The following is a 26751-nucleotide window of genomic DNA, read 5'->3' as shown; positions in this document are numbered from 1 at the left end:
CCCACGGCACGACATCGAGTCCGGGCGGTTGGACAGGGAGAAACGAGAAGGTGGCAGCACCGAAGAAGGGCCGGAGGCAGGGCGGCCAGGGGAAGCCGGGCCGTTCCCTGGCCCTAATCCTGATCGCCATGGTGGCGATGGCCGGGGGAATGTTCCTCTCCGGTCACACCACCCCGCGCCTGGGCATCGACCTCGCCGGTGGTACGAGCATCACGCTCGGCGCCAAGAGTGAGCCCGGCAAGCCCAACGCGGTCAACAAGACCAACATGGACACGGCCGTGGGCATCATCGAGCGCCGTGTCAACGGTCTCGGTGTCTCCGAGGCCGAGGTCCAGACCCAGGGCGACCGCAACATCATCGTCAACATTCCCAAGGGGACGAACCAGAAGCAGGCACGCGAGCAGGTCGGCACGACCGCGCAGCTCTACTTCCGTCCGGTGATGACGATGGCGGCCGGCACGCCGACTCCCGACCCCTCCGGCAGCCCTTCGGCGTCCGATTCGCCCAAGGCGACCGACAAGGGCGGGAAGGACGGCAAGGACGGCAAGGACACTGCGTCCGCGCCCGACGCGACCGAGAGCCCCAAGGGCCGTGCCGTCACCGACGCCCTGAAGGCCGACCCGACTCCGTCGTCCAACAGTTCGGACAAGCCCAAGGGCAACGATTCCCCGTCGCCGACCCCCACGGGGGACGCGGCCACCAAGGCGCTCCAGGAGAAGTTCACCGCGCTCGACTGCACCAAGCAGAGCAGCCGGGTCAAGGCGACCGAAGGCGTCAAGCCGAGCGACCCGATGGCGGCCTGCGGCAAGAACAGCGCCGGTCAGTGGGAGAAGTACGTCCTCGGCCCGGCCGAGGTCGAGGGCAAGGACGTCAAGGACGCCAAGGCCGTGCTCGACCCCGAGCGTGGCATCTGGATCGTCACGATGGACTTCACCAAGGACGGCTCCAAGAAGTTCGCCTCGACCACCGGCAAGCTGATGAAGCAGAGCGAGCCGCAGAACCAGTTCGCGATCGTTCTGGACGGCGACGTCGTCTCGGCTCCGCGCGTGAGCTCGCAGCTGAGCTCCAACGCCGAGATCAGCGGCAGCTTCACCCAGGAGTCGGCCAAGGACCTGGCGAACATGCTGTCCTACGGCGCCCTGCCGCTGACCTTCCACGAGGACAGCGTCACCACCGTGACCGCGGCGCTCGGCGGCGAGCAGCTGCACGCCGGTCTGATCGCCGGTGCCATCGGTCTGGCGCTGGTCGTCATCTACCTCGTGGCGTACTACCGAGGCCTGGCCTTCATCGCGCTGCTGAGCCTCGTCGCCTCCGGCATCCTCACGTACACGATCATGACCTTGCTCGGTCCGGCCATCGGCTTCGCACTGAACCTGCCGGCGGTGTGTGGTGCGATCGTTGCGATCGGTATCACCGCGGACTCGTTCATCGTGTACTTCGAACGCATCCGGGACGAGATCCGCGAGGGCCGCACGCTGCGTCCCGCCGTCGAGCGCGCCTGGCCGCGTGCCCGGCGCACCATCCTGGTCTCGGACTTCGTGTCCTTCCTCGCCGCCGCCGTCCTGTACATCGTCACTGTCGGCAAGGTGCAGGGCTTCGCCTTCACGCTGGGTCTGACCACCCTGCTCGACGTCGTGGTGGTCTTCCTCTTCACCAAGCCGCTGATGACGATCATGGCCCGCAAGAAGTTCTTCGCGAGCGGCCACAAGTGGTCCGGGATCGACCCGTCGCGGCTCGGTGCCAAGCCTCCGCTGCGCCGTACCCGCCGTACCTCTGACTCCGCTGGCCCCGTCGACCCGAAGGAGGCGTGAGATGTCGAAGCTCGGCAACCTCGGCGCCCAGCTCTTCCACGGCGAAGTCGGCTATGACTTCATCGGCAAGCGGAAGATCTGGTACGGCGTCTCTGTCCTGATCACCATCACGGCGATCGTGGCTCTGGCCGTCCAAGGCCTCAACATGGGCATCGAGTTCAAGGGCGGCGCGGTCTTCACCACACCGAAGACCTCCGCCTCGGTCGAACAGGCCCAGGAGTCGGCGGAGAAGGCCTCGGGACACCAGGCCATCGTCCAGAAGCTCGGCAACAGCACGATGCGCGTCCAGATCTCGGGCGTGGACACGGCCAAGTCCGACCAGATCAAGGAAGATCTCGCCAAGAGTCTCGACGTCCCGGCCAAGGACATCAACGCGGATCTGGTCGGACCGAGCTGGGGTGAGCAGATCGCCAACAAGGCGTGGACCGGCCTTGGTGTCTTCCTCGTCCTGTGCGTGATCTACCTGGCGATCGCCTTCGAGTGGCGGATGGCCGCCGCCGCGCTGGTCGCGCTGATCCACGACATCACCATCACGGTCGGTGTCTACGCCTTGGTCGGCTTCGAGGTCACCCCGGGCACCGTGATCGGTCTGCTGACGATTCTCGGTTACTCGCTCTACGACACGGTCGTCGTCTTCGACTCGCTCAAGGAGCAGGGCAAGGACGCGGCCAAGCAGACGAGGTTCACCTACAGCGAGATCGCCAACCGGTCGATCAACAGCACCTTGGTGCGCTCCATCAACACCACGGTGGTCGCGCTCCTTCCGGTGGGGGGCCTTCTCTTCATCGGTGGTGGCGCGCTCGGCGCGGGCATGCTGAACGACATCTCGCTGTCGCTGTTCGTGGGCCTCGCGGCCGGTGCGTACTCCTCGATCTTCATCGCCACTCCGCTGGTCGCCGACCTCAAGGAGCGCGAGCCGGCGATGAAGGCCCTGAAGAAGCGGGTGCTCGCCAAGCGCGCGAATGCCGCGGCCAACGGAGAGCCGCTGGACACCACGACACCCCCGGTTGACGATGACGAGCCGGAGGACGACCTCTCGGCGGCTGCCGGAGTGGTCGGCGGCCAGCGTCGCACGCAGCAGCAGTCCCGTAACCGCGGTCGTGGCCGTCCCTCGGGGAAGCGCCGCTGACCCCGGGCAAGGCCAGACGAACGGGCCCCGCTCCTCTTGCGAGGAGCGGGGCCCGCGTGTGTTTCAGCTCAGGGGCTGTCGAGGGTTACTGCCACTTGAGGAGCGAGAAACCCTTGATCTTGATCTCGGGGTGCGCCGCGACATTCCCCCAGGGCACGTTCTTGATGAACCCGCTCTTGCCGCAGCCGGCGTTGTACCACTTCGCCACGTACTTCTTCGTCGACTTCTTGTACTTGAAGCCCTTGACCTTGATGCAGGGCGTGCCGCGCTCGGCCGCCCAGCGGTAGCGAACCTTCATGCCCTTCTGGCCCCACAGCGAGCACGGGTCCTTCGACTTGGTCCAGCGACCGGCGACGCCCCCGGCGTTCTGCCAGCCGTTGCAGCTGGCCATGGTCGTGACCGACTCGCTCTTGGTGGTTCCCGCGGTGGTGGCGCCTGCGGGAGACGCTGCCCCGGCGAGAGCGGCCATCGCCACGAGGGGCACGACCCCGGTGGCAATCTTGCGTGAGATATGCACTGTTCCTCCGTTTTAGCCCCGAGAAGGGGCGGTCGCGGATGATCTTGCCACGCGGTCGCGTTTCGGCTCCAGTTACTTGAGCAAATTCTGAGGTTTGCTATCCGTCAACTCTGTTCATTCTTCTACTAGTTGTTCGAAGCGGCCCGCAGGGCGGAACGGGCGGGTTGCGCTGCTCGCCCGGGGTCCGATCGGCTATTGCTAAAGTGACTCGCCGTCACGATCAGGCGTTCGATCATCAACAGCAATGAGGTGGGCAGATGACCCCCGTGCAGGAGCTGCTGCTCAGCCGCATCCGAGACGTTCCCGATTACCCCGAGCCGGGGGTGATGTTCAAGGACATCACCCCGCTCCTCGCGGACCCGGAGGCATTCGCCGCGCTGACCGAGGCCCTCGCCGACCTCGCCGTGCGGTACGGCGCCACGAAGATCGTCGGCCTGGAGGCCCGCGGCTTCATCCTGGGAGCTCCGGTGGCGCTGCGCGCGGGGCTCGGCTTCATTCCCGTACGGAAGGCGGGCAAGCTCCCCGGAGCGACGCTCAGCCAGTCCTACGACCTGGAGTACGGCAGCGCCGAGATCGAGGTGCACGCCGAGGACCTCGCCGCCGACGACCGCGTCATGGTCATCGACGACGTCCTGGCGACCGGCGGCACCGCCGAGGCGTCCCTGCGGCTCATCCGCCGTGCGGGCGCCCAGATCGCCGGTGTGGCGGTCCTGATGGAGCTCGGCTTCCTCGGAGGCCGCGCCAAGCTGGAGACGGCCCTGGAGGGCGCCCCGCTGGAGACCCTCCTCACCGTCTGAGCGGCTGCCACGCGCACCCGAGGCGGGCCCCGGAGGAATCCGGGGCCCGCCTCGGGTGTTTCTTCTGTAGAGAGCTCGGGTTCGCCGTGTGGAAACCTCAGGTGTTTCTTCCGTAGTGAGCAGTCTCACGGGCTGAGGGAGAGCCAGAGGTCCAGGATCGATACCATGGGCTCTTCGGGGCCTGACCCAAGGACCCGGATCGCGCACGCACAGGGAGCGCCTCTTGCCAGACGAGTCCAAGGCACTCACCGCCGCCAAGGCCGCAGAGCAGGCCCAGCGCGCGGCGGGGGCCTCTCCTGCGTCCGCGAAGGGTGCCGCGCCCGCCAAGGGTGCGACGCCCGTCAAGGGCGGCACACCGGCGAAGCAGGAGAGCACGCCTCCCAGCACCAAGCCCGCACCGAGCGCACCCGGCGACGCCGCCAAGCGCGACAAGCCGGTCGCCGATCCGTCGCGGCCCAGGCCCCCCACCGAGGCCCGCGCGGGCAGCACGACCCCCACGCCACGGCCCACGGCGGCCAAGAACGAGCGCTCCGGCTCCTCCAACCGCGTACGCGCCCGCCTCGCACGCCTCGGCGTCCAGCGGTCCAACCCGTACAACCCGGTCCTGGAGCCGCTGCTGCGGATAGTGCGCAGCAACGACCCCAAGATCGAGACGGCGACGCTGCGCCAGATCGAGAAGGCCTACCAGGTCGCCGAGCGCTGGCACCGCGGCCAGAAGCGCAAGAGCGGCGACCCGTACATCACGCACCCCCTCGCCGTGACGACGATCCTCGCCGAGCTCGGCATGGACCCGGCCACCCTGATGGCGGGCCTCCTGCACGACACGGTCGAGGACACCGAGTACGGCCTCGACACCCTCAAGCGCGACTTCGGCGACCAGGTCGCCCTGCTCGTCGACGGCGTCACCAAGCTGGACAAGGTCAAGTTCGGCGAGGCCGCGCAGGCCGAGACCGTGCGCAAGATGGTCGTCGCCATGGCCAAGGACCCCCGCGTCCTGGTCATCAAGCTCGCCGACCGCCTGCACAACATGCGCACGATGCGCTATCTCAAGCGGGAGAAGCAGGAGAAGAAGGCCCGCGAGACCCTTGAGATCTACGCGCCCCTGGCCCACCGCCTGGGCATGAACACCATCAAGTGGGAGCTGGAGGACCTCGCCTTCGCGATCCTCTACCCCAAGATGTACGACGAGATCGTGCGCCTCGTCGCCGAGCGCGCCCCCAAGCGCGACGAGTATCTGGCCATAGTGACCGACGAGGTCCAGGCCGACCTGCGCGCCGCACGCATCAAGGCCACCGTCACCGGGCGCCCGAAGCACTACTACAGCGTCTACCAGAAGATGATCGTCCGAGGCCGCGACTTCGCCGAGATCTACGACCTGGTGGGCATCCGCGTCCTCGTCGACACGGTCCGCGACTGCTATGCCGCTCTCGGCACGGTCCACGCGCGATGGAATCCGGTCCCCGGCCGGTTCAAGGACTACATCGCGATGCCGAAGTTCAACATGTACCAATCGCTGCACACCACGGTGATCGGCCCCAGCGGCAAGCCCGTCGAGCTCCAGATCCGTACGTTCGACATGCACCGCCGTGCCGAGTACGGCATCGCCGCGCACTGGAAGTACAAGCAGGAGCCGTCCGCCGGCGCCTCCAAGGTGCGCACCGACGTGCCGAGGAAGGCCGGCGGCAAGGACGACCACCTCAACGACATGGCGTGGCTGCGCCAGCTCCTGGACTGGCAGAAGGAGACCGAGGACCCGAGCGAGTTCCTCGAATCGCTCCGTTTCGACCTGTCGCGCAACGAAGTCTTCGTCTTCACGCCGAAGGGCGACGTCATAGCGCTCCCGGCGGGCGCGACCCCGGTCGACTTCTCGTACGCGGTGCACACCGAGGTCGGCCACCGCACCATAGGAGCGCGGGTCAACGGACGGCTCGTACCGCTCGAATCGACCCTGGACAACGGCGACCTGGTGGAGGTCTTCACCTCCAAGGCGGCCGGCGCGGGCCCGTCCCGTGACTGGCTCGGCTTCGTCAAGTCGCCGCGGGCGCGCAACAAGATCCGCGCGTGGTTCTCCAAGGAGCGCCGCGACGAGGCCATCGAGCAGGGCAAGGACGCCATCGCGCGCGCCATGCGCAAGCAGAACCTGCCGATCCAGCGCATCCTCACGGGCGACTCCCTGGTCACCCTCGCGCACGAGATGCGCTACCCCGACATCTCGTCCCTCTACGCGGCGATCGGCGAAGGCCATGTCACCGCGCAGTCCGTCGTGCAGAAGCTCGTCCAGGCGCTCGGCGGCGAGGAGGCCGCCAACGAGGACATCGCCGAGAGCGCGCCGCCCTCACGCGGCCGCAGCAAGCGCCGCGCCAACGCCGACCCCGGTGTCGTCGTCAAGGGCGTCGACGACGTGTGGGTCAAGCTGGCCCGCTGCTGTACGCCCGTCCCCGGCGACCCGATCATCGGCTTCGTCACGCGCGGCAGCGGCGTATCGGTCCACCGCAGCGACTGCGTGAACATCGACTCGCTCTCGCGCGAGCCCGAGCGCATCCTCGAGGTCGAGTGGGCGCCCACCCAGTCCTCGGTCTTCCTGGTCGCCATCCAGGTCGAGGCACTTGACCGCTCGCGCCTGCTCTCGGACGTCACACGCATCCTCTCGGACCAGCACGTGAACATCCTGTCCGCGGCCGTCCAGACCTCCCGCGACCGGGTCGCCACCTCGCGCTTCACGTTCGAGATGGGAGACCCCAAGCACCTGGGGCACGTACTCAAGGCCGTCAGGGGAGTCGAGGGTGTGTACGACGTGTACAGGGTGACGTCTGCGCGCAGGCCGTAAACCGGTCCACTACCGCGCAGGCCGTAAACCGGTCCACTACGTAGAGGGGCTCCCGTACATCACGTACGGGAGCCCCTCTACGGAGACAGCGGAAAACTCAGCCGCCGAACTCGTGCAGACCCTTCAGCGCCTGGTCGAGCAGAGCCTGGCGGCCGTCGAGCTCCCTCTGGAGCTTGTCGGCCTTGGCGTCGTTGCCCGCCGTGCGCGCCTTGTCGATCTGGTCGACCAGCTTGTCGACAGCGGCCTGCAGCTGACCGGTCAGACCCGCGGCACGCGCACGTGCCTCAGGGTTCGTACGGCGCCACTCGGTCTCCTCGGAGTCCTGCAGGGCCCGCTCCACCGCGTGCATCCGGCCCTCGACCTTCGGCCGCGCGTCACGCGGGACGTGGCCGATGGCCTCCCAGCGCTCGTTGAGCGCCCGGAAGGCGGCGCGCGCCGACTTGAGGTCCTTCACCGGGACGAGCTTCTCGGCCTCCTCGGCCAGCTCCTCCTTCAGCTTCAGGTTCTCCGTCTGCTCGGCGTCCCGCTCCGCGAAGACCGAGCTGCGCGCCGCGAAGAACACGTCCTGGGCGCCGCGGAAGCGGTTCCACAGATCGTCCTCGTGCTCGCGCTGGGCGCGGCCCGCGGCCTTCCACTCGGTCATCAGGTCGCGGTACCGCGCGGCCGTGGGACCCCAGTCGGTCGAACCGGAGAGGGCCTCTGCCTCGCCGACCAGCTTCTCCTTGGTCTTGCGGGCCTCTTCGCGCTGGGCGTCCAGCGAGGCGAAGTGGGCCTTGCGACGCTTGGAGAACGCCGAGCGGGCATGCGAGAAGCGGTGCCACAGCTCGTCGTCCGACTTGCGGTCGAGGCGCGGCAGACCCTTCCAGGTGTCCACCAGGGCGCGAAGACGCTCGCCCGCCGCCCGCCACTGCTCGCTCTGGGCGAGCTCCTCGGCCTCGACGACCAGCGCCTCCTTGGAGTGCCTGGCCTCGTCCGACTGCTTGGCCTTCTGGACCTTGCGCTCTTCCCGGCGCGCGTCGACGGTCTCGACGAGCTTGTCCAGGCGCTTGCTCAAGGCGTCCAGATCACCGACCGCGTGTGCCTCGTCCACCTGCGTGCGCAGGTGGTCGATGGCGGTCATGGCGTCCTTGGCCGACAGGTCGGTCGTCTTCACCCGGCGCTCGAGAAGTCCGATCTCGACGACCAGACCGTCGTACTTGCGCTCGAAGTAGGCAAGGGCCTCGTCAGGAGATCCCGCTTTCCACGAACCGACTTCGCGCTCGGTGCCGTCGGCCTTGCGCACGTACACGGTCCCCGTCTCGTCGACGCGGCCCCACGGGTCGCTGCTCACAGCGCCTCCTCCACATGATGCCTGTGCAGGGCCTTGCGACCCCCGGCATCGTCCACAGTTTCGTCACCGCCAACATAGGCGACCGGCGGGGCGGCTGTCCGCATCCCGCACGTTGGAAGTTTGCCTGCCAGCGGTCAGGATTTCGACACGGTCGCCTTGTTGATGACGACCGTCGCGTTCGGGGCGCCGTCGCCCTGCCCGGTGCTCTCGCCGGCGTCGGCAATCTTCTTGAGCACCTTCATCCCGGAATCGGAAATGGTCCCGAACGGTGTGTAGTCGGGCGGGAGCTGACTGTCCTGGTAGACCAGGAAGAACTGGCTGCCGCCGCTGTCACGGCCCTTCTTCTTCTGGGCGTTGTACTGGTTGGCCATCGCCACCGTGCCCGCCGGATACACGTTCCCCTTCAGCTTCTTGTCCTTGAGGTTCTCGTCGGGGATCGAGTAGCCGGGGCCGCCCTCGCCGGTGCCCTTCGGGTCGCCGCACTGCAGGACGTAGATGCCGCCCGTGGTCAGCCGGTGGCACTTGGTGTGGTCGAGGTAGCCCTTGTTCACCAGGAAGTTGAAGGAGTTGACGGTGTGCGGGGCCTTCGCCGCCGAGAGGTCAAGGCCGATGTCGCCGCAGGTCGTGCTCAGCTTCATCGCGTACGCCGCCGACTTGTCGATCGACAGCGCGGGTTCCTTCTTGAAGCTGAGCGGCTTCACCTTGCCGCTCGCGGGCTTCTGGCAGGGGTCCGCCTTGGTGGTGGGGTTCGCGGCTGCCTCGCCGGTCGGCTTGCCGTCGTCGTCGAAGGCGCCTGCCGCGTACGACACCGCGCCACCGGCCAGGACCACTGCGAGCGCCGAGGCGATCACCGCGTTGCGCATCCGCGCCTTGCGCCGCGCCGCCTCCCGGCGCTGCTGCTGCCGCAAGAACTTCTCCCGGGCGAGCTGACGCCGCCGCTGATCGTTGCTGACCACCGGGTGATCTCTCCTCTGCGTGGATGACCGCTTCTGTGTGCCCCGTACCGTATATGGGTTAGCTGTGGAATCGGGAGCGCCGGTAGGCTCTGATCTGCCGCGATCCCACGCGGCCACCTCCGCCGGACGACGAACGAAGGACGATCGTGCTCATTGCCGGGTTTCCCGCCGGGGTCTGGGGCACCAACTGCTACTTGGTCGCCCCCGCCGCAGGTGAGGAGTGCGTGATCATCGACCCGGGCCATCAGGCCGCCGAGGGAGTCGAGGACGCACTCAAGAAGCATCGGCTCAAGCCTGTCGCGGTCGTCCTCACCCACGGCCACATCGACCATGTCGCCTCGGTCGTCCCGGTCTGCGGGGCGCATGACGTGCCCGCGTGGATCCACCCCGACGACCGGTACATGATGAGCGACCCGGAGAAGGGCATAGGCCGTTCCTTCGGCGCGCAGCTCCTCGGCGAACTGACCGTGGGGGAGCCCTCCGACGTCAAGGAACTGACCGACGGCGCGCGCCTGAAGCTCGCCGGTCTCGACTTCTCCGTCGCGCACGCGCCGGGGCATACGAAGGGGTCGGTGACCTTCCAGTTGCCCGAGTCCGCCGAGGTCCCCTCGGTGTTCTTCTCGGGCGACCTGCTCTTCGCCGGCTCCATCGGACGCACCGACCTGCCCGGCGGATCGCAGGACGAGATGCTCGAGTCGCTGGCGCGCGTGTGCCTGCCGCTCGACGACTCGACCGTGGTCCTGCCGGGTCACAACGAGCACACGACGATCGGCCGTGAGCGCGCCACCAACCCGTATCTGCGCCAGGTGGCCGCCGGCCTGGGAGCCGACGCTCCCCGACGAGGAATGTGACGAGAGAAAACCCGTGAGCACCTTCAAGGCCCCCAAGGGCACCTACGACCTGCTGCCGCCGGACTCAGCGAAGTACCTGGCGGTGCGCGAGGCCATCGCCACGCCGCTGCGGAACTCCGGGTACGGCTACGTCGAGACGCCCGGCTTCGAGAACGTCGAGCTGTTCTCGCGCGGCGTCGGCGAGTCCACCGACATCGTCTCCAAGGAGATGTACGCCTTCGAGACCAAGGGCGGCGACCAGCTCGCCCTGCGCCCCGAGGGCACCGCGTCCGTGCTGCGCGCGGCCCTCGAGGCCAACCTGCACAAGGCGGGCAACCTCCCGGTCAAGCTCTGGTACTCCGGCTCGTACTACCGCTACGAGCGCCCGCAGAAGGGCCGCTACCGCCACTTCTCGCAGGTCGGCGCCGAGGCGATCGGCGCCGAGGACCCGGCTCTCGATGCCGAGCTGATCATCCTCGCCGACCAGGCGTACCGCTCGCTCGGCCTGTCGCAGTTCCGCATCCTGCTGAACTCGCTCGGCGACAAGGAGTGCCGCCCCGTCTACCGCGCCGCGCTGCAGGACTTCCTGCGCGGGCTCGATCTGGACGAGGAGACACGTCGACGTATCGACATCAACCCGCTGCGGGTCCTGGACGACAAGCGCGACGAGGTCCAGAAGCAGCTGGTCGGCGCCCCGATGCTGCGCGACTACCTGTGCGACGCGTGCAAGGCGTACCACGAGCAGGTGCGTGAGCTCCTGACGTCGGAGGGCGTCGCGTACGAGGACGACCCCAAGCTGGTGCGCGGCCTGGACTACTACACCCGTACGACCTTCGAGTTCGTCCACGACGGCCTCGGCTCGCAGTCCGCGGTGGGCGGCGGCGGCCGTTACGACGGCCTGTCCGAGATGATCGGCGGCCCCTCGCTGCCGTCGGTCGGCTGGGCGCTCGGCGTGGACCGCACGGTCCTGGCCCTGGAGGCCGAGGGCGTGGAGCTCGAACTGCCCTCCGCGACAAGCGTGTTCGCGGTGCCGCTCGGCGACGAGGCCAGGCGGGTCCTGTTCTCCAAGGTGACGGAGCTGCGCAGGGCGGGCGTCGCGGCCGACTTCTCGTACGGCGGCAAGGGGCTCAAGGGAGCCATGAAGAACGCCAACCGCAGTGGCGCGCGCTTCACGATCGTCGCCGGTGAGCGGGACCTCGCCGAGGGCGTCGTACAGCTCAAGGACATGGAGTCCGGTGAGCAGGACGCCGTCGCGGTGGACTCCATCGTGGACGTCCTGAAGGGCAAGCTGGCCTAGCCGCACGCGAAGACGAAAATGGAGGGCCCCGGCGTACCGAACGCCCGGGGCCCTTCGCGCGTACCTCCTTATGTCCATCGAACGGTGGACACCCGCGCGCGTGCGGCACAATGTCCCTGCCCGCAGGCCCCCACAAGCGACGGAACGGCGTGATGAGCAAGACGACCCCGGCAAGCGAGAGCCGCCCCTCCGACCACGATCGCGAGCGGGACGGGGCGGACGCGCCACGCGGCGTCGGCGGGAGCCGTGCGTTCGCGCTGCTCCTGGTGATCACGGGTGCGGCGGGGCTGCTCGCGGCGTGGGTGATCACGCTGGACAAGTTCAAGCTCCTTGAGGACCCGGACTTCACGCCGGGGTGCAGTCTCAATCCGGTGGTCTCCTGCGGCAACATCATGAAGAGCGAGCAGGCGTCGGCCTTCGGGTTCCCGAACCCGATGCTGGGCATCGCGGCGTACGCGGTCGTGATCTGTGTCGGCATGAGCCTGCTGGGCCGTGCGCGCTTCCCGCGCTGGTACTGGCTGACGCTGAACGCGGGCATGCTCTTCGGGGTCGGGTTCTGCACCTGGCTGATGTACCAGTCGCTGTACGAGATCAACTCGCTGTGCCTGTGGTGCTGCCTGGCCTGGGCCGCCACGATCACCATGTTCTGGTACGTGACCTCCTTCAACATCCGCAACGGCTTCCTGCCCGCGCCCTCCTGGCTGCGCACCTTCTTCAGCGAGTTCACCTGGGTGCTGCCGGTGCTGCACGTCGGCATCATCGGGATGCTGATCCTCACGCGCTGGTGGGACTTCTGGACCAGCTGACAGCGCTGACGGCGTTGTCAGTGGGCTGACGTAGGGTTCGAAGCGTGGAGCCCGATCTGTTCACCGCAGCTGCCGAGGACCGCCAGGAGAAGGACCCTTCGACAAGTCCCCTGGCCGTCCGGATGCGCCCGCGCACCCTCGAAGAAGTCGTCGGCCAGCAGCATCTGCTGAAGCGGGGCTCGCCCCTGCGGAGGCTGGTGGGCGAGGGCGGGGGAGGACCGGCGGGACCGTCGTCGGTGTTCCTGTGGGGGCCGCCGGGCATCGGCAAGACGACCCTCGCGTACGTGGTCTCGAAGGCCACGAACAAGCGCTTCGTGGAGCTCTCCGCGATCACCGCGGGCGTGAAGGAAGTGCGCGCGGTCATCGAGGGGGCTCGCAGGGCCATGGGCGGCCACGGCAAGGAGACCGTCCTCTTCCTGGACGAGATCCACCGCTTCAGCAAGGCCCAGCAGGACTCGCTGCTGCCCGCCGTCGAGAACCGCTGGGTGACCCTGATCGCGGCGACGACCGAGAACCCGTACTTCTCGATCATCTCCCCGCTCCTGTCCCGCTCCCTCCTCCTCACGCTCGAACCGCTCACGGACGACGACCTGCGCGGCCTGCTGCGCCGGGCGCTCACCGAGGAGCGGGGCCTTGGCGGCGCGGTGGAACTGCCCGAGGACACCGAGGAGCACCTGCTCCGGATCTCGGGCGGCGACGCCCGGCGCGCGCTCACCGCCCTGGAGGCGGGCGCGGGCTCGGCCATCGCCAAGGGCGAGAAGGAGATCACCCTCCAGACCCTGGAGGAGTCGGTCGACCGCGCAGCCGTGACGTACGACCGCGACGGCGACCAGCACTACGACGTCGCGAGCGCCCTCATCAAGTCCATCCGCGGTTCGGACGTGGACGCGGCCCTGCACTATCTGGCCCGGATGATCGAGGCGGGCGAGGACCCCCGCTTCATCGCACGGCGCCTGATGATCTCCGCGAGCGAGGACATCGGCCTCGCCGACCCCACAGCCCTGCCCACGGCGGTCGCCGCCGCCCAGGCCGTCGCCATGATCGGCTTCCCGGAGGCCGCGCTCACCCTCAGCCACGCGACGATCGCCCTCGCCCTGGCCCCGAAGTCGAACGCCGCCACGATCGCCATCCAGTCCGCCCAGGCCGACGTCCGCGCGGGACTCGCGGGCCCCGTCCCGCCCCACCTGCGCGACGGTCACTACAAGGGAGCGGCCAAGCTCGGCCACGCCCAGGGCTATGTGTACCCGCACGACGTGCCGGGCGCGATCGCCGCCCAGCAGTACGCACCCGACACCGTGGCCGCCAAGCGCTACTACCAACCCACTCGCTACGGCGCCGAGGCGAGGTACGCCGACGTGGTCGAGCGGGTCCGCGAGCGCCTCAAGGGCGAGTAGCCCCACCCCGCCGCTGTGCCTCGCGGCCCGCGTCGGAGGCACCCTCCGTCACCCGGTACACTTGCCCGAAGTGCTGCGTCCCGTGTCCGGTCTCGTACCGGCGCCACCAGAACGGGACATCCAGCCGGAGCCCCGGACCTCACCGTCCAGGAATCTCCAGGAGCGTCGCGCACCGTCGAAGGTGTCGCGGGCAGCCCACCACCATCTCGTACTCCGGGAAGCGGTCGGTGGGCCACTCGCGTGCTGCACATAGTGCCCAGACCAGGGAGCGGCTGCCCGCCGGATCCAGAACCACCGGATCCGATGGGTTTCCCAGGCTGCGGATGCGACCTCCCCTAACCCTGGTGAAGCCGATTTCACATGGAACAGAGAGGTTGGTTCATGACGAACCAGTCCCGCCCCAAGGTCAAGAAGTCGCGTGCCCTCGGCATCGCGCTGACCCCGAAGGCCGTCAAGTACTTCGAGGCCCGCCCCTACCCGCCGGGCGAGCACGGCCGTGGGCGCAAGCAGAACTCGGACTACAAGGTCCGTCTGCTCGAGAAGCAGCGTCTGCGTGCGCAGTACGACATCAGCGAGAAGCAGATGGCTCGTGCCTACGACCGCGCCAAGAAGGCCGAAGGCAAGACCGGCGAGGCTCTGGTCATCGAGCTCGAGCGCCGTCTCGACGCCCTGATCCTTCGTTCGGGCATCGCCCGCACGATCTACCAGGCCCGTCAGATGGTCAGCCACGGCCACATCGAGGTCAACGGCGGCAAGGTCGACAAGCCGTCGTTCCGCGTCCGTCCCGACGACGTCGTGATGGTCCGCGAGCGCAGCCGTGAGAAGCCGCTGTTCGTGGTCTCGCGTGAGGGTGGCTTCGCCCCCGACGGTGAGATCCCGCGTTACCTCCAGGTGAACCTGAAGGCCCTGGCCTTCCGTCTGGACCGTGACCCGAACCGCAAGGAGATCCCCGTGATCTGCGACGAGCAGCTCGTCGTCGAGTACTACGCCCGCTGACCCGGACGTAGCTCTCCCTGCTTCAGCCCGTCGCCCGCCCTGCCTTCTTGGTGGGGCGGGCGACGGGTTCTTGCGTTCTCCCCGGGGCCCGTTCCCAGGGCCCGCGACACCGCCGCGTCCGCGGTCAGACGGGTCCCGGCGGCTACGCACTCCTCGTAACGGGCGTCACCCAGTTGCTCGCGGGCCTTCGATTCGCACAGCTCGTGCGGCCCTCCGAAGTATCCGGAGCCGAACAGCGGAAGGCCCACCGACGGCCAGATGCGGGACGCGGCGCCCTGTAGTACCGCGGCTTCGGCCGGGTCGCCCTCCACCGCGGTGAACAGGGCGAGCAGCTCGATCGCGAGCACCGTGCCGAGCAGATCGTTGAAGGCGTGGTCCAGAGCCAGGCACCGCATGACCAGCTCCCGTGCCGTCGCCGCGTCACCGCGCGTCCAGGCCGCGAAGCCGAGGACATAGAGGGCGTACGCGAGGGTCCAGCGCTCGCCGTGGTCCTCGCAGACCTGGCGTACGTCCTCGCAGAGCACGACCGCGTCGGCGAGCTCGCCGCGGAAGGCGAGGGCCATCGCCAGCTCGACCTGGCCCATCAGGACATTGCTGTTGAGCTCGCCGATCTCGTGGTACTGGTCGAGGGCCGAGCGCAGCAGGCTCTCGGCGCGCGGCATGTCGTCGTCCAGGAGCGCCAGGCAGCCGATGCGGTGCACGGCGTACGCGGTCGCGATGGCGCTGCCCGTGCGCTCCGCCTCGTCCTTGCACTCCTGCAGCGCCGCGAGCGCGGCCACCGTGTCGCCCTGCAGAACCGCCACATAGCCGAGCACCCACAGCGCCTTGAGGCGCGAGTCGTCGTGGTCGCCGTCCAGTTCGAGTGCGCGGTCGAGCCAGTGCCGCCCCTCCGCGAGCCGCCCGCAGCCGACCCAGTAGAACCACAGGCTGCCCGCCAGATACTGGCCCAGATGAGTCTCGTCCGGCTCGGTCAGGCAGTGCTCGAGGGCGCCCCGCAGATTGGGCAGTTCCAGGTCGAGGAGTTCGGCGACCCGCGCCTGGCGCGGTGAGAACCAGTCCAGCTCGCACCAGGTGGCGAGCCCCATGTACCAGTCGCGGTGCCGACGCCGCATCCGCGCGCAGTCGCCGGTCGCCTCCAGCCAGTCGGCGCCGTAGGCCCGGACCGTGTCGAGCATGCGGTAGCGGACGCCCGTCGGTCCCTCCTCGCGGGTCACGACGGACTGGGCGATCAACTCGTCGAGTACGTCGAGTACGTCGTCGGCGTGCAGGCCGTCCCCACTGCAGATGTACTCGGCAGCCTCCAGGTCGAAGGGGCCGCAGAACACGGAGAGGCGCGACCACAGCAGGCGCTCGCCCGCCGTGCACAGCTCATGGCTCCAGCCGATGGCCGTACGCAGGGTCTGATGCCGCGGCTGCACATCGCGCCGGGTCCCGGTGAGCAGCGTGAAACGGTCGTCGAGCCGGGAGAGGAGCTGCGCGGGCGAGAGCGCCCGCAGCCGCCCCGCCGCCAGCTCGACGGCCAGCGGGATCCCGTCGAGGCGGCGGCACAGCTCCACCACGTCGGCCTCGTTCCCCTCGTCCAGGGCGAAGCCCGAGAGCCCCGCGGCCGCACGGTCGGCGAAGAGCGCGGTCGCGTCCGGTGTGGGCAGCGGCGCGAGCGGGAAGATCCGCTCGCCCCCGGTGTCGAGAGGCCGGCGCCCCACCGCGAGCACGCGGAGCCCGGGGCAGCGGAGCAGCAGATCCCCCACCAGGGAGGCACACGCCTCCACCAGGTGTTCGAACCCGTCGACGACGAGGAGGACTTCCCGCTCCGCGAGATGCTCGATGAGCACCTCGCGCGGTGTGCGGTGGGTGTGATCCGTCAGGCGCAGCGCGTCGGCGACCGAGTGTTCGACCAGATCCGGGTCCCGGACCGCCGCGAGCTCCACCAGCCAGGCGCCGTCCCGCGGCGCGGCGTCACAGGCGGCCCGGACGGCCACGCGCGACTTCCCGACGCCGCCGACGCCGGTCACCGTGACCAGGCGTCCGGACTCCAACTCGGCTGCGAGAGAGGAGAGTTCGTCGATACGACCGACGAAGGCGTTGAGCTCCAGAGGGAGGTTGCCCGGTCTCGGCGGCCGTGCGGAGGAGCTGTGCCGGTGGTCGCCCGTGCGCTGATCGCGTCGCATGATCTACGGAGCGTACCGATGCGTAAGCACTCCGTACAATCAATAGAGGTAACTCCCTTGGTCCGACGCGGTAATGCGGTGCGGAGCCCTGGCCCCGGCGCGATAGGGTCGGGTGACGACTTTTCGATGTTCAGGGCCGATGTTCAGGGAGCGGTGCGCAGTGTCGGGTGGAGAGGTGGCCGGGATCCTGGTGGCCGTCTTCTGGGCGATCCTGGTCTCCTTCCTGGCCGTGGCGCTGGTGAGACTGGCGCAGACGCTCAAGGCGACCACCAAGCTCGTCGCGGATGTGACCGAGCAGGCCGTCCCGCTTCTCGCGGACGCCTCCACCGCGGTGCGCTCCGCGCAGACCCAGATCGACCGGGTCGACGCCATCGCCTCCGACGTGCAGGAAGTCACGTCGAACGCGTCCGCGCTCTCCTCGACGGTGGCCTCCACCTTCGGCGGGCCCCTCGTCAAGGTCGCGGCGTTCGGTTACGGGGTGCGCAGGGCCCTGGGCCGCAAGGCAGGACCCGAATCAAACAATGTGCCCCCGGCGCCCGCCCGACGTACCGTGATCGTGGGGCGCACCCTCCCCTCAGCGCGGCGGCGGGGCAAGCGGAAGAAGGACTGACGCAGCGATGTTCCGCCGTACGTTCTGGTTCACCGCGGGCGCCGCTGCCGGTGTGTGGGCCACCACCAAGGTCAACCGCAAGATCAAGCAACTGACCCCCGAAAGCCTCGCGGCGCAGGCCGCGAACAAGGCGGTCGAGGCGGGTCACAAACTCAAGGACTTCGCTCTCGACGTCCGCGACGGCATGGCCCAGCGCGAGGCCGAACTGGGCGAGGCCCTCGGCCTCGAAGCCCCGGTCGACCAGGAACTCCCCGGGCAGCGCCGTGTGGTCGTGGCCATCGAGAACGCCAAGACCAGCAAGACCGACAAGAACAAGCAGGGCAAGTACCTCTCGAATTCGAAGTACTCGTACAACCGGAATGAGGACCACTGATGGAGTCGGCCGAGATTCGCCGCCGCTGGCTGAGCTTCTTCGAGGAGCGCGGGCACACCGTCGTCCCTTCGGCGTCGCTCATCGCGGACGACCCGACTCTGCTCCTCGTCCCCGCCGGCATGGTGCCCTTCAAGCCCTACTTCCTGGGTGAGGTCAAGCCGCAGTTCTCGCGCGCCACGAGCGTGCAGAAGTGCGTGCGTACGCCCGACATCGAAGAGGTCGGCAAGACCACGCGCCACGGCACGTTCTTCCAGATGTGCGGCAACTTCTCCTTCGGCGACTACTTCAAGGAAGGCGCCATCACGTACGCCTGGGAGCTGCTCACCAGCTCCGTGGCGGACGGTGGCTACGGCCTGGACCCCGAGCGCCTCTGGGTGACGGTCTACCTCGACGACGACGAGGCCGAGACCATCTGGCGCGAGAAGGTGGGCGTCCCCGCCGAGCGCATCCAGCGCCTGGGCAAGAAGGACAACTACTGGTCCATGGGCGTCCCCGGCCCCTGCGGCCCCTGCTCCGAGATCAACTACGACCGCGGCCCCGAGTTCGGCGTCGAGGGCGGCCCGGCCGTCAACGACGAGCGCTACGTGGAGATCTGGAACCTGGTCTTCATGCAGTACGAGCGCGGTGAGGGCACATCGAAGGACGACTTCGAGATCCTCGGCGAGCTGCCCAGCAAGAACATCGACACCGGCCTCGGTCTTGAGCGTCTCGCCATGATCCTGCAGGGCGTACAGAACATGTACGAGACCGACACCCTGCGCGTGATCATGGACACGGCCACCGAACTGACCGGCGTGCGGTACGGCGCCGAGCAGGGCTCGGACGTCTCCCTGCGCGTCGTCGCCGACCACATGCGCACGTCCGTGATGCTCATCGGCGACGGCGTCACGCCCGGCAACGAAGGCCGCGGTTACGTACTGCGCCGCATCATGCGCCGCGCCATCCGCAACATGCGTCTGATGGGCGCCACGGGCCCGGTCGCGCTGGAGCTCGTCGGCACGGTCATCGAGTCGATGGGCGAGCAGTACCCCGAACTCCGATCCGACCGCAAGCGCATCGAGACCGTCGCGCTCGCCGAAGAGGCCGCCTTCCTCAAGGCTCTCAAGGGCGGCACGAACATCCTCGACACCGCCGTCACCGAGACCAAGACCGCCGGTGGCAAGGTCCTCTCCGGCGACAAGGCCTTCCTGCTGCACGACACGTGGGGCTTCCCGATCGACCTCACCCTGGAGATGGCCGCCGAACAGGGCCTGACCGTGGACGAGGACGGCTTCCGGCGCCTGATGAAGGAGCAGCGGGAGCGGGCCAAGGCCGACGCCCAGGCCAAGAAGACCGGCCACGCCGATCTGCACGCCTACCGCGAGATCGCCGACAACTCCGGCGCCACCGACTTCACCGGCTACACCCTCACCGAGAACGAGGCCGTGATCGTCGGCCTCCTGGTCAACGGCGTCTCGTCCCCCGCCGCCCGCGAGGGCGACGAGGTCGAGGTCGTCCTCGACCGCACCCCCTTCTACGCCGAGGGCGGCGGCCAGATCGCCGACTCCGGCCGGATCCGCCTGGACAACGGCGCGGTCGTCGAGATCCGTGACGTGCAGAAGCCGGTCCCCGGCGTACACGTCCACAAGGGTGTCGTCCAGGTCGGTGAGATCACCGTCGGCGACCAGGTCTGGGCCTCCATCGACGTGCACCGCCGTCGTGCCATCGCCCGCGCCCACTCCGCCACGCACCTCACGCACCAGGCGCTGCGCGACGCGCTCGGCCCGACGGCTGCCCAGGCCGGTTCCGAGAACCAGCCGGGCCGCTTCCGCTTCGACTTCGGCTCCCCGTCGGCCGTGCCCACGGCCGTCATGACGGACGTCGAGCAGAAGATCAACGAAGTGCTCGCGCACGAACTCGACGTGCAGGCCGAGGTCATGTCGATCGACGACGCCAAGAAGCAGGGCGCCATCGCCGAATTCGGCGAGAAGTACGGCGAGCGGGTGCGCGTGGTCACCATCGGTGACTTCTCCAAGGAGCTGTGCGGCGGCACGCACGTGCACAACACCGCCCAGCTCGGCCTGGTGAAGCTGCTCGGCGAATCGTCCATCGGCTCGGGCGTGCGCCGTATCGAGGCCCTGGTCGGCGTCGACGCGTACAACTTCCTCGCCAAGGAGCACACGGTCGTCGCCCAGCTCCAGGAGCTGGTCAAGGGCCGTTCCGAGGAGTTGCCCGAGAAGGTCTCCGCCATGCTCGGCAAGCTGAAGGACGCCGAGAAGGAGATCGAGAAGTTCCGCGCGGAGAAGGTCCTGGCGGCCGCCGCCGGTCTCGTCGACCAGGCCAAGGACGTACGGGGTGTCGCTCTCGTCACCGGTCAGGTGCCGGACGGCACGGGCGCCGACGACCTGCGCAAGCTGGTCCTCGACGTACGCCACCGCATCCCCGGCGACCGCCCGGCCGTGGTGGCCCTGTTCACGACGGCCAATGGCCGCCCGCTGACGGTCATCGCCACGAACGAAGCCGCCCGCGAGCGCGGTCTCAAGGCCGGTGACCTCGTCCGTACGGCCGCCAAGACCCTCGGTGGCGGTGGCGGTGGCAAGCCGGACGTCGCTCAGGGCGGCGGCCAGAACGCCGCGGCCATCGGCGATGCCATGGCCGCCGTCGAGCGCCTCGTGGCAGAGACGGCCTGATGTCCGACTCCGAGGGGGGCATGCGCAGGGGCCGGCGTCTGGCCATCGATGTCGGCGATGCCCGGATCGGGGTCGCCTCGTGCGACCCCGACGGGATCCTCGCCACGCCGGTGGAGACGGTGCCGGGACGCGATGTCCCGGCCGCGCGGCGCCGCCTGAAGCAGCTCGTCGACGAGTACGAACCGATCGAGATCGTCGTCGGACTCCCTCGCTCCCTCAACGGGGGCGAGGGCCCGGCGGCCGTCAAGGTCCGCGTGTTCGTCCAGGACCTCGCCCGCTCGGTGGCCCCCGTTCCGGTGAGGCTCGTGGACGAGAGGATGACCACAGTGACGGCCAGTCAGGGGCTGCGCGCCTCAGGCGTGAAGTCCAAAAAGGGCAGGTCTGTCATCGATCAGGCGGCGGCCGTCATCATCCTGCAGCAGGCCCTTGAGTCCGAACGGGCGTCAGGCAATGCCCCGGGCGAGGGCGTCGAAGTGGTCATCTGATCGCGATACGGTAACGTTCCGCGCGATGCGGCGGTGTTCGAACAGCTGCCGCACAGCAGCAAGAGGCGGAACGGTTGCCCGATCACTTAGACGGCGATCCCGCCTCGCGGCATGTAGGGGATCGATGACTGAGTATGGCCGGGGCCCAGGCTCCGAACCGTGGCATCCCGAGGACCCGTTGTACGGGGACGGCGGATGGGGAGGACAGCAGGCCTCCGCCGGTCCGTCCTCCTACGGCGGCCAGGGGCAGTACTACCCTCAGCAGCCGCAGCAGCATGCGCAGTACGACGACTGGAGCACGGGCGGGCAGCAGGCTTACGGCCAACAGCAGTACGGCGGGCCTGTCGGGCAGCAGCAGTACAACGGCGATCCGCAGCAGCAGTACGGCGGGGGTCCGGAACAGCAGTACAACGGCGATCCGCAGCAGCAGTACGGCGGCAGCCCCGAGCCTCAGTACGGCGGGGGCCCGGATCCTCAGTACGGCGGGAGTCCGGATCCTCAGTACGGCGGGAGTCCGGAGCAGCCGTACAACGGTGGCTGGGACAACGGGCACCAAGGCCAGGTCCCGTACGGCGCCGATCCGTCGGACCCCTACGGCAACCAGCCCGGCGGCTACGGCGCGGAGAGCCCCGACTACTACGGGACCCCTGACGCGTACCCCCCGCCGGAGCCGCCGTCCCGCCGCCGTCCCGACCCTGAGCCGCAGCAGGACTGGGATCCGGGTCCGGACCAGGGCGAACACGCCTTCTTCTCCGGCGCCGATGACGACGAGGACGAGGGCGACGATCCGCCGGGGCGCCGTGGTGGGCGCGGGGACCGTCGAGGCGGACGGGGTGGCAAGAAACCGAAGAAGCGCAGGAGTGGCTGCGCGTGCCTGGTCGTGACGCTGGTCTTCGGTGGCGGTCTCGGCGGGGTCTGCTATTTCGGCTATCAGTTCTACCAGGACCGATTCGGTACGGCACCGGATTTCGCGGGCGAAGGTATGGGAACCGCCACCGTCGACATCCCCAAGGATTCCGGCGGCTATGTGATCGGCCAGAAACTGAAGGAAGCCGGAATCGTCAAGAGCGTGGACGCTTTCGTCTCCGCGCAGGCGCAGAACTCCAATGGAAATTCCATTCAGGCCGGCGTCTATACCCTGAAGAAACAGATGTCGGCCAAGAGTGCCGTAGAGCTGATGCTCAGCCCCAAGAGCCGCAATAACCTCATCATTCCCGAGGGTAAGCGGAACTCGTGGGTCTACAAGCAGATCGATACGCGCCTGAAGCTCGAAAAGGGCACGACCGAGGGCGTTGCCAAGAAGGAATGGAAGACGCTCGGCCTTCCTGACTGGGCGAACACCAGCAAGGACATCAAGGATCCGCTCGAAGGGTTCCTCTACCCCTCCAGCTATGGGGTTGCCAAGGGCCAGAAGCCTGAGGCCATCCTCAAGAACATGGTCTCCCGAGCTACCGAGAAGTACGACGAGTTGGGCCTCAAGTCGAAGGCGGCCGACCTGCAGTTGGAGAACCCGCTGCAGGTCCTCACGGTGGCCAGCCTCGTCCAGGCCGAAGGTATGACGCACGACGACTTCAAGAAGATGGCGGCCGTTGTATACAACCGTCTCAAGTCGTCCAACACCGTGACCAACCAGAAGCTCGAGTTCGACTCGACGTACAACTACCTTAAGGGTCAGAGCGAGATCAATATCCCGATCTCAAAGATCCGGACTGATCCTGACCCGTACAACACCTATTACCACAAGGGCCTTCCGCCAGGACCAATCGGAAACCCGGGTGACGAGGCGCTGGCGGCGACAATTGGCCCGGACGGTAGCGGCTGGATGTTCTTCGTCTCTGTCGACGGAAAGAAAACCCAGTTCACCAAGACGCTGGCCGAGCACGATAGGCTAGTGCGGGAATTCAACGATCGGCAGAAGAATGGCGACTGAGCATGGCCGCCGAGCCGCAGTCCTCGGCTCACCCATCGCCCACTCCCTCTCCCCGGTGCTGCACCGCGCCGCATACGGGGAGCTGGGTCTGGCCGAATGGACGTATGACCTGTTCGACGTAGACGAGGCGGCCCTGCCCGGCTTCCTGAAGGGCCTCGGTCCCGACTGGGCCGGGCTCTCCCTGACGATGCCGCTCAAGCGCGCGGTGATCCCGCTGCTCGACGAGATCAGCGAGACGGCCGCCTCCGTCGAGGCGGTCAACACCGTCGTCTTCACGGAGGACGGCCGCCGCGCCGGCGACAACACCGACATCCCCGGCATGGTCGCCGCCCTGCGGGAACGCGGCATCGAGCAGGTCGAGTCGGCCGCGATCCTCGGCGCGGGCGCCACCGCGTCGTCCGCGCTCGCCGCGCTGGCGCGGATCTGCGCGGGCGAGGTCGTCGTGTACGTACGCAGCCAGGCGCGCGCCGCCGAGATGCGGCAGTGGGGCGAGCGGCTCGACGTGCAGGTGCGGACGGAGGACTGGGCGGACGCCGAACGCGCGCTGAGCGCGCCGCTGGTGATCGCCACGACGCCGGCGGGTGCGACCGACGCGCTCTCGGCCGCCGTGCCGGAGCGCCCCGCGACCCTCTTCGACGTCCTGTACGACCCGTGGCCCACCGCTCTGGCGGCTCGCTGGTCGATGTACGGCGGTGCCGTCGTCAGCGGGCTCGACCTGCTCGTGCACCAGGCCGTGCTGCAGGTCGAGCAGATGACCGGGCACGCGTCCGCGCCGCTGGCCGCGATGCGCGAGGCCGGGGAGCACGCGCTGGCGGCGCGCCAGGACTGACCCCGAGCCGTCCGCTTTCTGGACCGGAGGGCGGGTCCCGCCCCCCGACGTGGGAGGATCAGGGGTGGCGGGCCAGGGCCGCGCACCCGGTCGCGTCACGCAGTTCCAGGCGCGAGCATGAGGAGCACCGTTGAGCAGGTTGCGTTGGCTGACCGCGGGAGAGTCCCACGGACCCGCACTTGTCGCGACGCTGGAGGGTCTTCCCGCCGGCGTGCCGATCACCACGGAGATGGTGGCGGACCACCTGGCCCGGCGGCGCCTCGGCTATGGGCGCGGTGCGCGCATGAAGTTCGAGCGCGACGAGATCACCTTCCTCGGCGGTGTCCGGCACGGCCTGAGCATGGGCTCGCCGATCGCGATCATGGTGGGCAACACCGAGTGGCCCAAGTGGGAACAGGTCATGGCGGCCGACCCGGTCGACCCCGAGATCCTCGCCGACCTGGCCCGCAACGCCCCGCTGACCCGGCCCCGGCCCGGCCACGCGGACCTCGCGGGCATGCAGAAGTACGGCTTCGACGAGGCCCGGCCGATCCTGGAGCGCGCCTCGGCCCGCGAGACCGCGGCCCGCGTCGCGCTCGGCGCGGTCGCCCGCTCGTACCTCAAGGAGACGGCCGGGATCGAGATCGTCAGCCACGTCACGGAACTGGCGGCGGCCAAGGCGCCCTACGGCGTCTACCCCACCCCGGCCGATGTCGAGAAGCTCGACGCCGACCCGGTGCGCTGCCTCGACGCGGACGCGAGCAAGGCGATGGTCGCCGAGATCGACCAGGCCCACAAGGACGGCGACACGCTGGGTGGTGTGGTCGAGGTCCTGGCGTACGGCGTGCCCGTCGGGCTCGGTTCGCACGTGCACTGGGACCGGCGGCTCGACGCGCGGCTCGCCGCCGCGCTCATGGGCATCCAGGCCATCAAGGGCGTCGAGGTCGGCGACGGCTTCGACCTCGCGCGGGTGCCGGGCTCCAAGGCGCACGACGAGATCGTCTCCACCGACGACGGCATCAGGCGCACATCGGGCCGCTCCGGCGGCACCGAGGGCGGCCTGACCACCGGTGAACTGCTCCGCGTGCGCGCCGCGATGAAGCCCATCGCGACCGTGCCGCGCGCGCTGGCCACCATCGACGTCGCCACCGGCGAGGCCACCAAGGCCCACCACCAGCGCTCCGACGTGTGTGCGGTCCCGGCCGCGGGCATCGTCGCCGAAGCCATGGTCGCGCTGACCCTGGCCGACGCCGTCGCCGAGAAGTTCGGCGGCGACAGCGTGCCCGAGACCCGGCGGAACGTCGCGTCGTACCTCGACAACCTGCAGATCCGGTGACCGGCCCGCAGATCGTTCTGGTCGGGCCGATGGGCGTGGGCAAGTCGACGGTGGGCGCACTGCTCGCCGAGCGCCTCGGCACCGTCTACCGCGACACCGACGCCGACATCGTTCTCGTACAGGGCCGGGAGATCTCGGACATCTTCCTGGACGAGGGGGAGGCGCACTTCCGCGACCTGGAGCGGGAGGCCGTGCGCACGGCGCTCACCGAGCACGCGGGGATCCTCGCGCTCGGCGGGGGCGCGATCCTCGACGACTCGACCCGCGCGCTTCTCGCACCGCACCCCGTCGTCTATCTCTCGATGGACGTCGAGGAGGCGGTCAAGCGCACCGGCCTGAACGTCGCGCGCCCCCTGCTCGCGGTCAACCCGCGCAAGCAGTGGCGCGAACTGATGGACGCCCGGCGCCACTTGTACGCCGAAGTCGCCCGCGCCGTCGTCGCCACCGACGACCGCACCCCCGAAGAGGTCGCCCAAGCGGTCCTCGACGCACTGGAGTTGAAGGAAGCATGACGGAGATTTCGGGGCAGGCACCCACCGCCCAGGCACCCACCGCCCAGGCACCCACCGCCCAGGCGCCCACCCGCATCCAGGTCGGCGGCACCGCGGGCACCGAGCCGTACGAGGTGCTCGTCGGACGGCAGCTCCTAGGTGAGCTGCCCGCCCTGATCGGCGAGCGGACCAAGCGCGTCGCGATCATCCACCCGGAGGCGCTCGCCGAGACCGGTGACGCACTCCGTGACGACCTGGCGGGACAGGGGTTCGAGGTCGTCGCCATCCAGGTGCCGAACGCGGAGGAGGCCAAGACCGCCGAGGTCGCCGCGTACTGCTGGAAGGCGCTCGGCCAGTCCGGCTTCACCCGCAGCGACATCATCATCGGTGTCGGCGGCGGAGCCACCACGGACCTCGCCGGGTTCGTGGCCGCGACCTGGCTGCGCGGGGTCCGCTGGATCGCCGTACCGACCACCGTGCTTGGCATGGTGGACGCCGCGGTCGGCGGCAAGACCGGCATCAACACCGCCGAGGGCAAGAACCTCGTCGGCTCCTTCCACCCGCCCACCGGCGTGCTGTGCGACCTCGCCGCGCTCGATTCGCTGCCGGTCAACGACTTCGTGTCGGGTCTCGCGGAGATCATCAAGGCCGGTTTCATCGCCGACCCGGCGATCCTCGAACTGATCGAGGAGGACCCGCAGGCGGCGCGCAGCCCGCAGGGCCCGCGCACCGCCGAGCTGATCGAGCGCTCCATCAAGGTCAAGGCCGAAGTCGTCTCCGGCGACCTCAAGGAGTCGGGCCTGCGCGAGATCCTCAACTACGGTCACACGCTCGCCCACGCCATCGAGAAGAACGAGCGCTACAAGTGGCGGCACGGCGCCGCCGTCTCCGTGGGCATGGCCTTCGCGGCCGAACTCGGCCGCCTCGCGGGGCGCCTTGACGACGCGACCGCCGACCGGCACCGCGCGGTCCTGGAGTCGGTCGGTCTGCCCCTGAGCTACCGCTACGACCAGTGGCCCAAGCTCCTGGAGACCATGAAGGTCGACAAGAAGTCCCGCGGTGACCTGCTGCGTTTCATCGTCCTCGACGGCCTCGGCAAGCCGACCGTCCTGGAGGGACCCGATCCCGCGATGCTGCTCGCCGCGTACGGCGAAGTGGCGAACTAGCGCTCAAGCAGCGCCGAATCGGCCC

Annotated in this window: 22 protein-coding genes; 18 read left to right on the top strand and 4 right to left on the bottom strand. The window is 68.9% G+C overall.

Features of this window, described 5'->3' with window-relative positions; translation table 11 throughout:
* The first annotated feature begins 50 nt into the window (after window positions 1-50).
* The gene (gene secD, locus ACFVXC_RS36970; protein WP_389914843.1) at window positions 51-1811 is read left to right on the top strand and encodes a protein translocase subunit SecD; all 1761 of its coding nucleotides are present in this window, start codon (window positions 51-53) and stop codon (window positions 1809-1811) included.
* Window position 1812: 1 nt separating this feature from the next.
* The gene (secF, locus tag ACFVXC_RS36965) at window positions 1813-2940 is read left to right on the top strand and encodes a protein translocase subunit SecF (protein ID WP_389914840.1); all 1128 of its coding nucleotides are present in this window, start codon (window positions 1813-1815) and stop codon (window positions 2938-2940) included.
* An 85-nt stretch (window positions 2941-3025) separates the two neighbouring features.
* Here the strand turns inward: secF and ACFVXC_RS36960 are convergent, their stop codons facing one another.
* Window positions 3026-3457, bottom strand: coding sequence for a hypothetical protein (locus tag ACFVXC_RS36960; RefSeq protein ID WP_389914837.1), 432 nt, complete (start codon window positions 3455-3457; stop codon window positions 3026-3028).
* Window positions 3458-3714: 257 nt separating this feature from the next.
* On the opposite strand from ACFVXC_RS36960, the gene ACFVXC_RS36955 reads away from it, so the two are divergent.
* On the top strand, window positions 3715-4254 hold the full coding sequence (locus tag ACFVXC_RS36955) for an adenine phosphoribosyltransferase (RefSeq protein ID WP_389914835.1): 540 nt from the start codon (window positions 3715-3717) through the stop codon (window positions 4252-4254).
* A 223-nt stretch (window positions 4255-4477) separates the two neighbouring features.
* Window positions 4478-7081: a RelA/SpoT family protein gene (locus tag ACFVXC_RS36950; RefSeq protein ID WP_389914832.1), complete on the top strand. Its 2604-nt coding sequence runs from the start codon at window positions 4478-4480 to the stop codon at window positions 7079-7081.
* A 97-nt stretch (window positions 7082-7178) separates the two neighbouring features.
* On the opposite strand, the gene ACFVXC_RS36945 is transcribed toward ACFVXC_RS36950, so the two are convergent.
* Window positions 7179-8411 (bottom strand): DUF349 domain-containing protein, encoded by a 1233-nt coding sequence (locus ACFVXC_RS36945; RefSeq protein ID WP_389914830.1) that lies wholly within the window; start codon window positions 8409-8411, stop codon window positions 7179-7181.
* Window positions 8412-8545: 134 nt separating this feature from the next.
* Complete coding sequence (locus ACFVXC_RS36940; protein ID WP_389914827.1) at window positions 8546-9367, bottom strand: peptidylprolyl isomerase; 822 nt, start codon at window positions 9365-9367, stop codon at window positions 8546-8548.
* Window positions 9368-9513: 146 nt separating this feature from the next.
* On the opposite strand from ACFVXC_RS36940, the gene ACFVXC_RS36935 reads away from it, so the two are divergent.
* The 5 genes from ACFVXC_RS36935 to rpsD all read left to right on the top strand — a co-directional run bounded on the left by ACFVXC_RS36935 (window position 9514) and on the right by rpsD (window position 14690).
* On the top strand, window positions 9514-10218 hold the full coding sequence (locus ACFVXC_RS36935) for an MBL fold metallo-hydrolase (RefSeq protein ID WP_389914824.1): 705 nt from the start codon (window positions 9514-9516) through the stop codon (window positions 10216-10218).
* Between the two features lie 13 nt (window positions 10219-10231).
* Window positions 10232-11494 carry a histidine--tRNA ligase gene (gene hisS / locus ACFVXC_RS36930; protein WP_389914822.1) on the top strand — a complete coding sequence of 421 codons (1263 nt, stop codon included), beginning with the start codon at window positions 10232-10234 and terminating at the stop codon, window positions 11492-11494.
* A 152-nt stretch (window positions 11495-11646) separates the two neighbouring features.
* Entirely contained in the window at window positions 11647-12300 is a 654-nt protein-coding gene (locus ACFVXC_RS36925; protein ID WP_389914820.1) for a vitamin K epoxide reductase family protein, read from the top strand.
* 44 nt (window positions 12301-12344) lie between these two features.
* Window positions 12345-13694, top strand: coding sequence for a replication-associated recombination protein A (locus ACFVXC_RS36920; RefSeq protein ID WP_389914818.1), 1350 nt, complete (start codon window positions 12345-12347; stop codon window positions 13692-13694).
* Window positions 13695-14075: 381 nt separating this feature from the next.
* A complete protein-coding gene (gene rpsD / locus ACFVXC_RS36915; RefSeq protein ID WP_361834513.1) occupies window positions 14076-14690 on the top strand; it encodes a 30S ribosomal protein S4 in 615 nt (204 codons plus the stop codon).
* Here rpsD and ACFVXC_RS36910 read toward each other — a convergent pair.
* Window positions 14678-16858, bottom strand: coding sequence for an ATP-binding protein (locus ACFVXC_RS36910; protein ID WP_389914815.1), 2181 nt, complete (start codon window positions 16856-16858; stop codon window positions 14678-14680). The two genes, rpsD and ACFVXC_RS36910, sit on opposite strands and share 13 nt — an antisense overlap.
* 160 nt (window positions 16859-17018) lie before the next feature.
* On the opposite strand from ACFVXC_RS36910, the gene ACFVXC_RS36905 reads away from it, so the two are divergent.
* The 9 genes from ACFVXC_RS36905 to aroB all read left to right on the top strand — a co-directional run bounded on the left by ACFVXC_RS36905 (window position 17019) and on the right by aroB (window position 26726).
* Window positions 17019-17468 carry a DUF948 domain-containing protein gene (locus tag ACFVXC_RS36905; protein ID WP_389914812.1) on the top strand — a complete coding sequence of 150 codons (450 nt, stop codon included), beginning with the start codon at window positions 17019-17021 and terminating at the stop codon, window positions 17466-17468.
* A gap of 7 nt (window positions 17469-17475) precedes the next feature.
* Entirely contained in the window at window positions 17476-17841 is a 366-nt protein-coding gene (locus ACFVXC_RS36900) for a DUF6167 family protein (protein WP_389914809.1), read from the top strand.
* Window positions 17841-20510: an alanine--tRNA ligase gene (gene alaS / locus ACFVXC_RS36895; protein WP_389914806.1), complete on the top strand. Its 2670-nt coding sequence runs from the start codon at window positions 17841-17843 to the stop codon at window positions 20508-20510. The genes ACFVXC_RS36900 and alaS overlap by 1 nt, the downstream gene beginning before the upstream one ends.
* A 20-nt stretch (window positions 20511-20530) precedes the next feature.
* A complete protein-coding gene (ruvX, locus tag ACFVXC_RS36890; protein WP_389914917.1) occupies window positions 20531-20995 on the top strand; it encodes a Holliday junction resolvase RuvX in 465 nt (154 codons plus the stop codon).
* A 124-nt stretch (window positions 20996-21119) separates the two neighbouring features.
* Window positions 21120-22925: an endolytic transglycosylase MltG gene (gene mltG, locus ACFVXC_RS36885; RefSeq protein ID WP_389914803.1), complete on the top strand. Its 1806-nt coding sequence runs from the start codon at window positions 21120-21122 to the stop codon at window positions 22923-22925.
* Complete coding sequence (locus ACFVXC_RS36880; RefSeq protein ID WP_389914800.1) at window positions 22915-23754, top strand: shikimate dehydrogenase; 840 nt, start codon at window positions 22915-22917, stop codon at window positions 23752-23754. Before mltG ends, ACFVXC_RS36880 begins: the two co-directional genes overlap by 11 nt.
* 130 nt (window positions 23755-23884) lie before the next feature.
* Window positions 23885-25069 (top strand): chorismate synthase, encoded by a 1185-nt coding sequence (aroC, locus tag ACFVXC_RS36875; RefSeq protein WP_389914797.1) that lies wholly within the window; start codon window positions 23885-23887, stop codon window positions 25067-25069.
* Entirely contained in the window at window positions 25066-25581 is a 516-nt protein-coding gene (locus ACFVXC_RS36870) for a shikimate kinase (RefSeq protein ID WP_389914795.1), read from the top strand. The genes aroC and ACFVXC_RS36870 overlap by 4 nt, the downstream gene beginning before the upstream one ends.
* Window positions 25578-26726 (top strand): 3-dehydroquinate synthase, encoded by a 1149-nt coding sequence (aroB, locus tag ACFVXC_RS36865; protein ID WP_389914793.1) that lies wholly within the window; start codon window positions 25578-25580, stop codon window positions 26724-26726. The genes ACFVXC_RS36870 and aroB overlap by 4 nt, the downstream gene beginning before the upstream one ends.
* The last annotated feature ends 25 nt before the right edge of the window (window positions 26727-26751 follow it).

The sequence above is a fragment of the Streptomyces sp. NPDC058257 genome (genome assembly GCF_042881845.1).
In the GTDB taxonomy this organism is placed as follows: Bacteria; Actinomycetota; Actinomycetes; order Streptomycetales; family Streptomycetaceae; genus Streptomyces.
The sequence above is the reverse complement of the archived record's forward strand: the minus strand, read 5'-3'. Positions and strand labels throughout refer to the sequence as shown.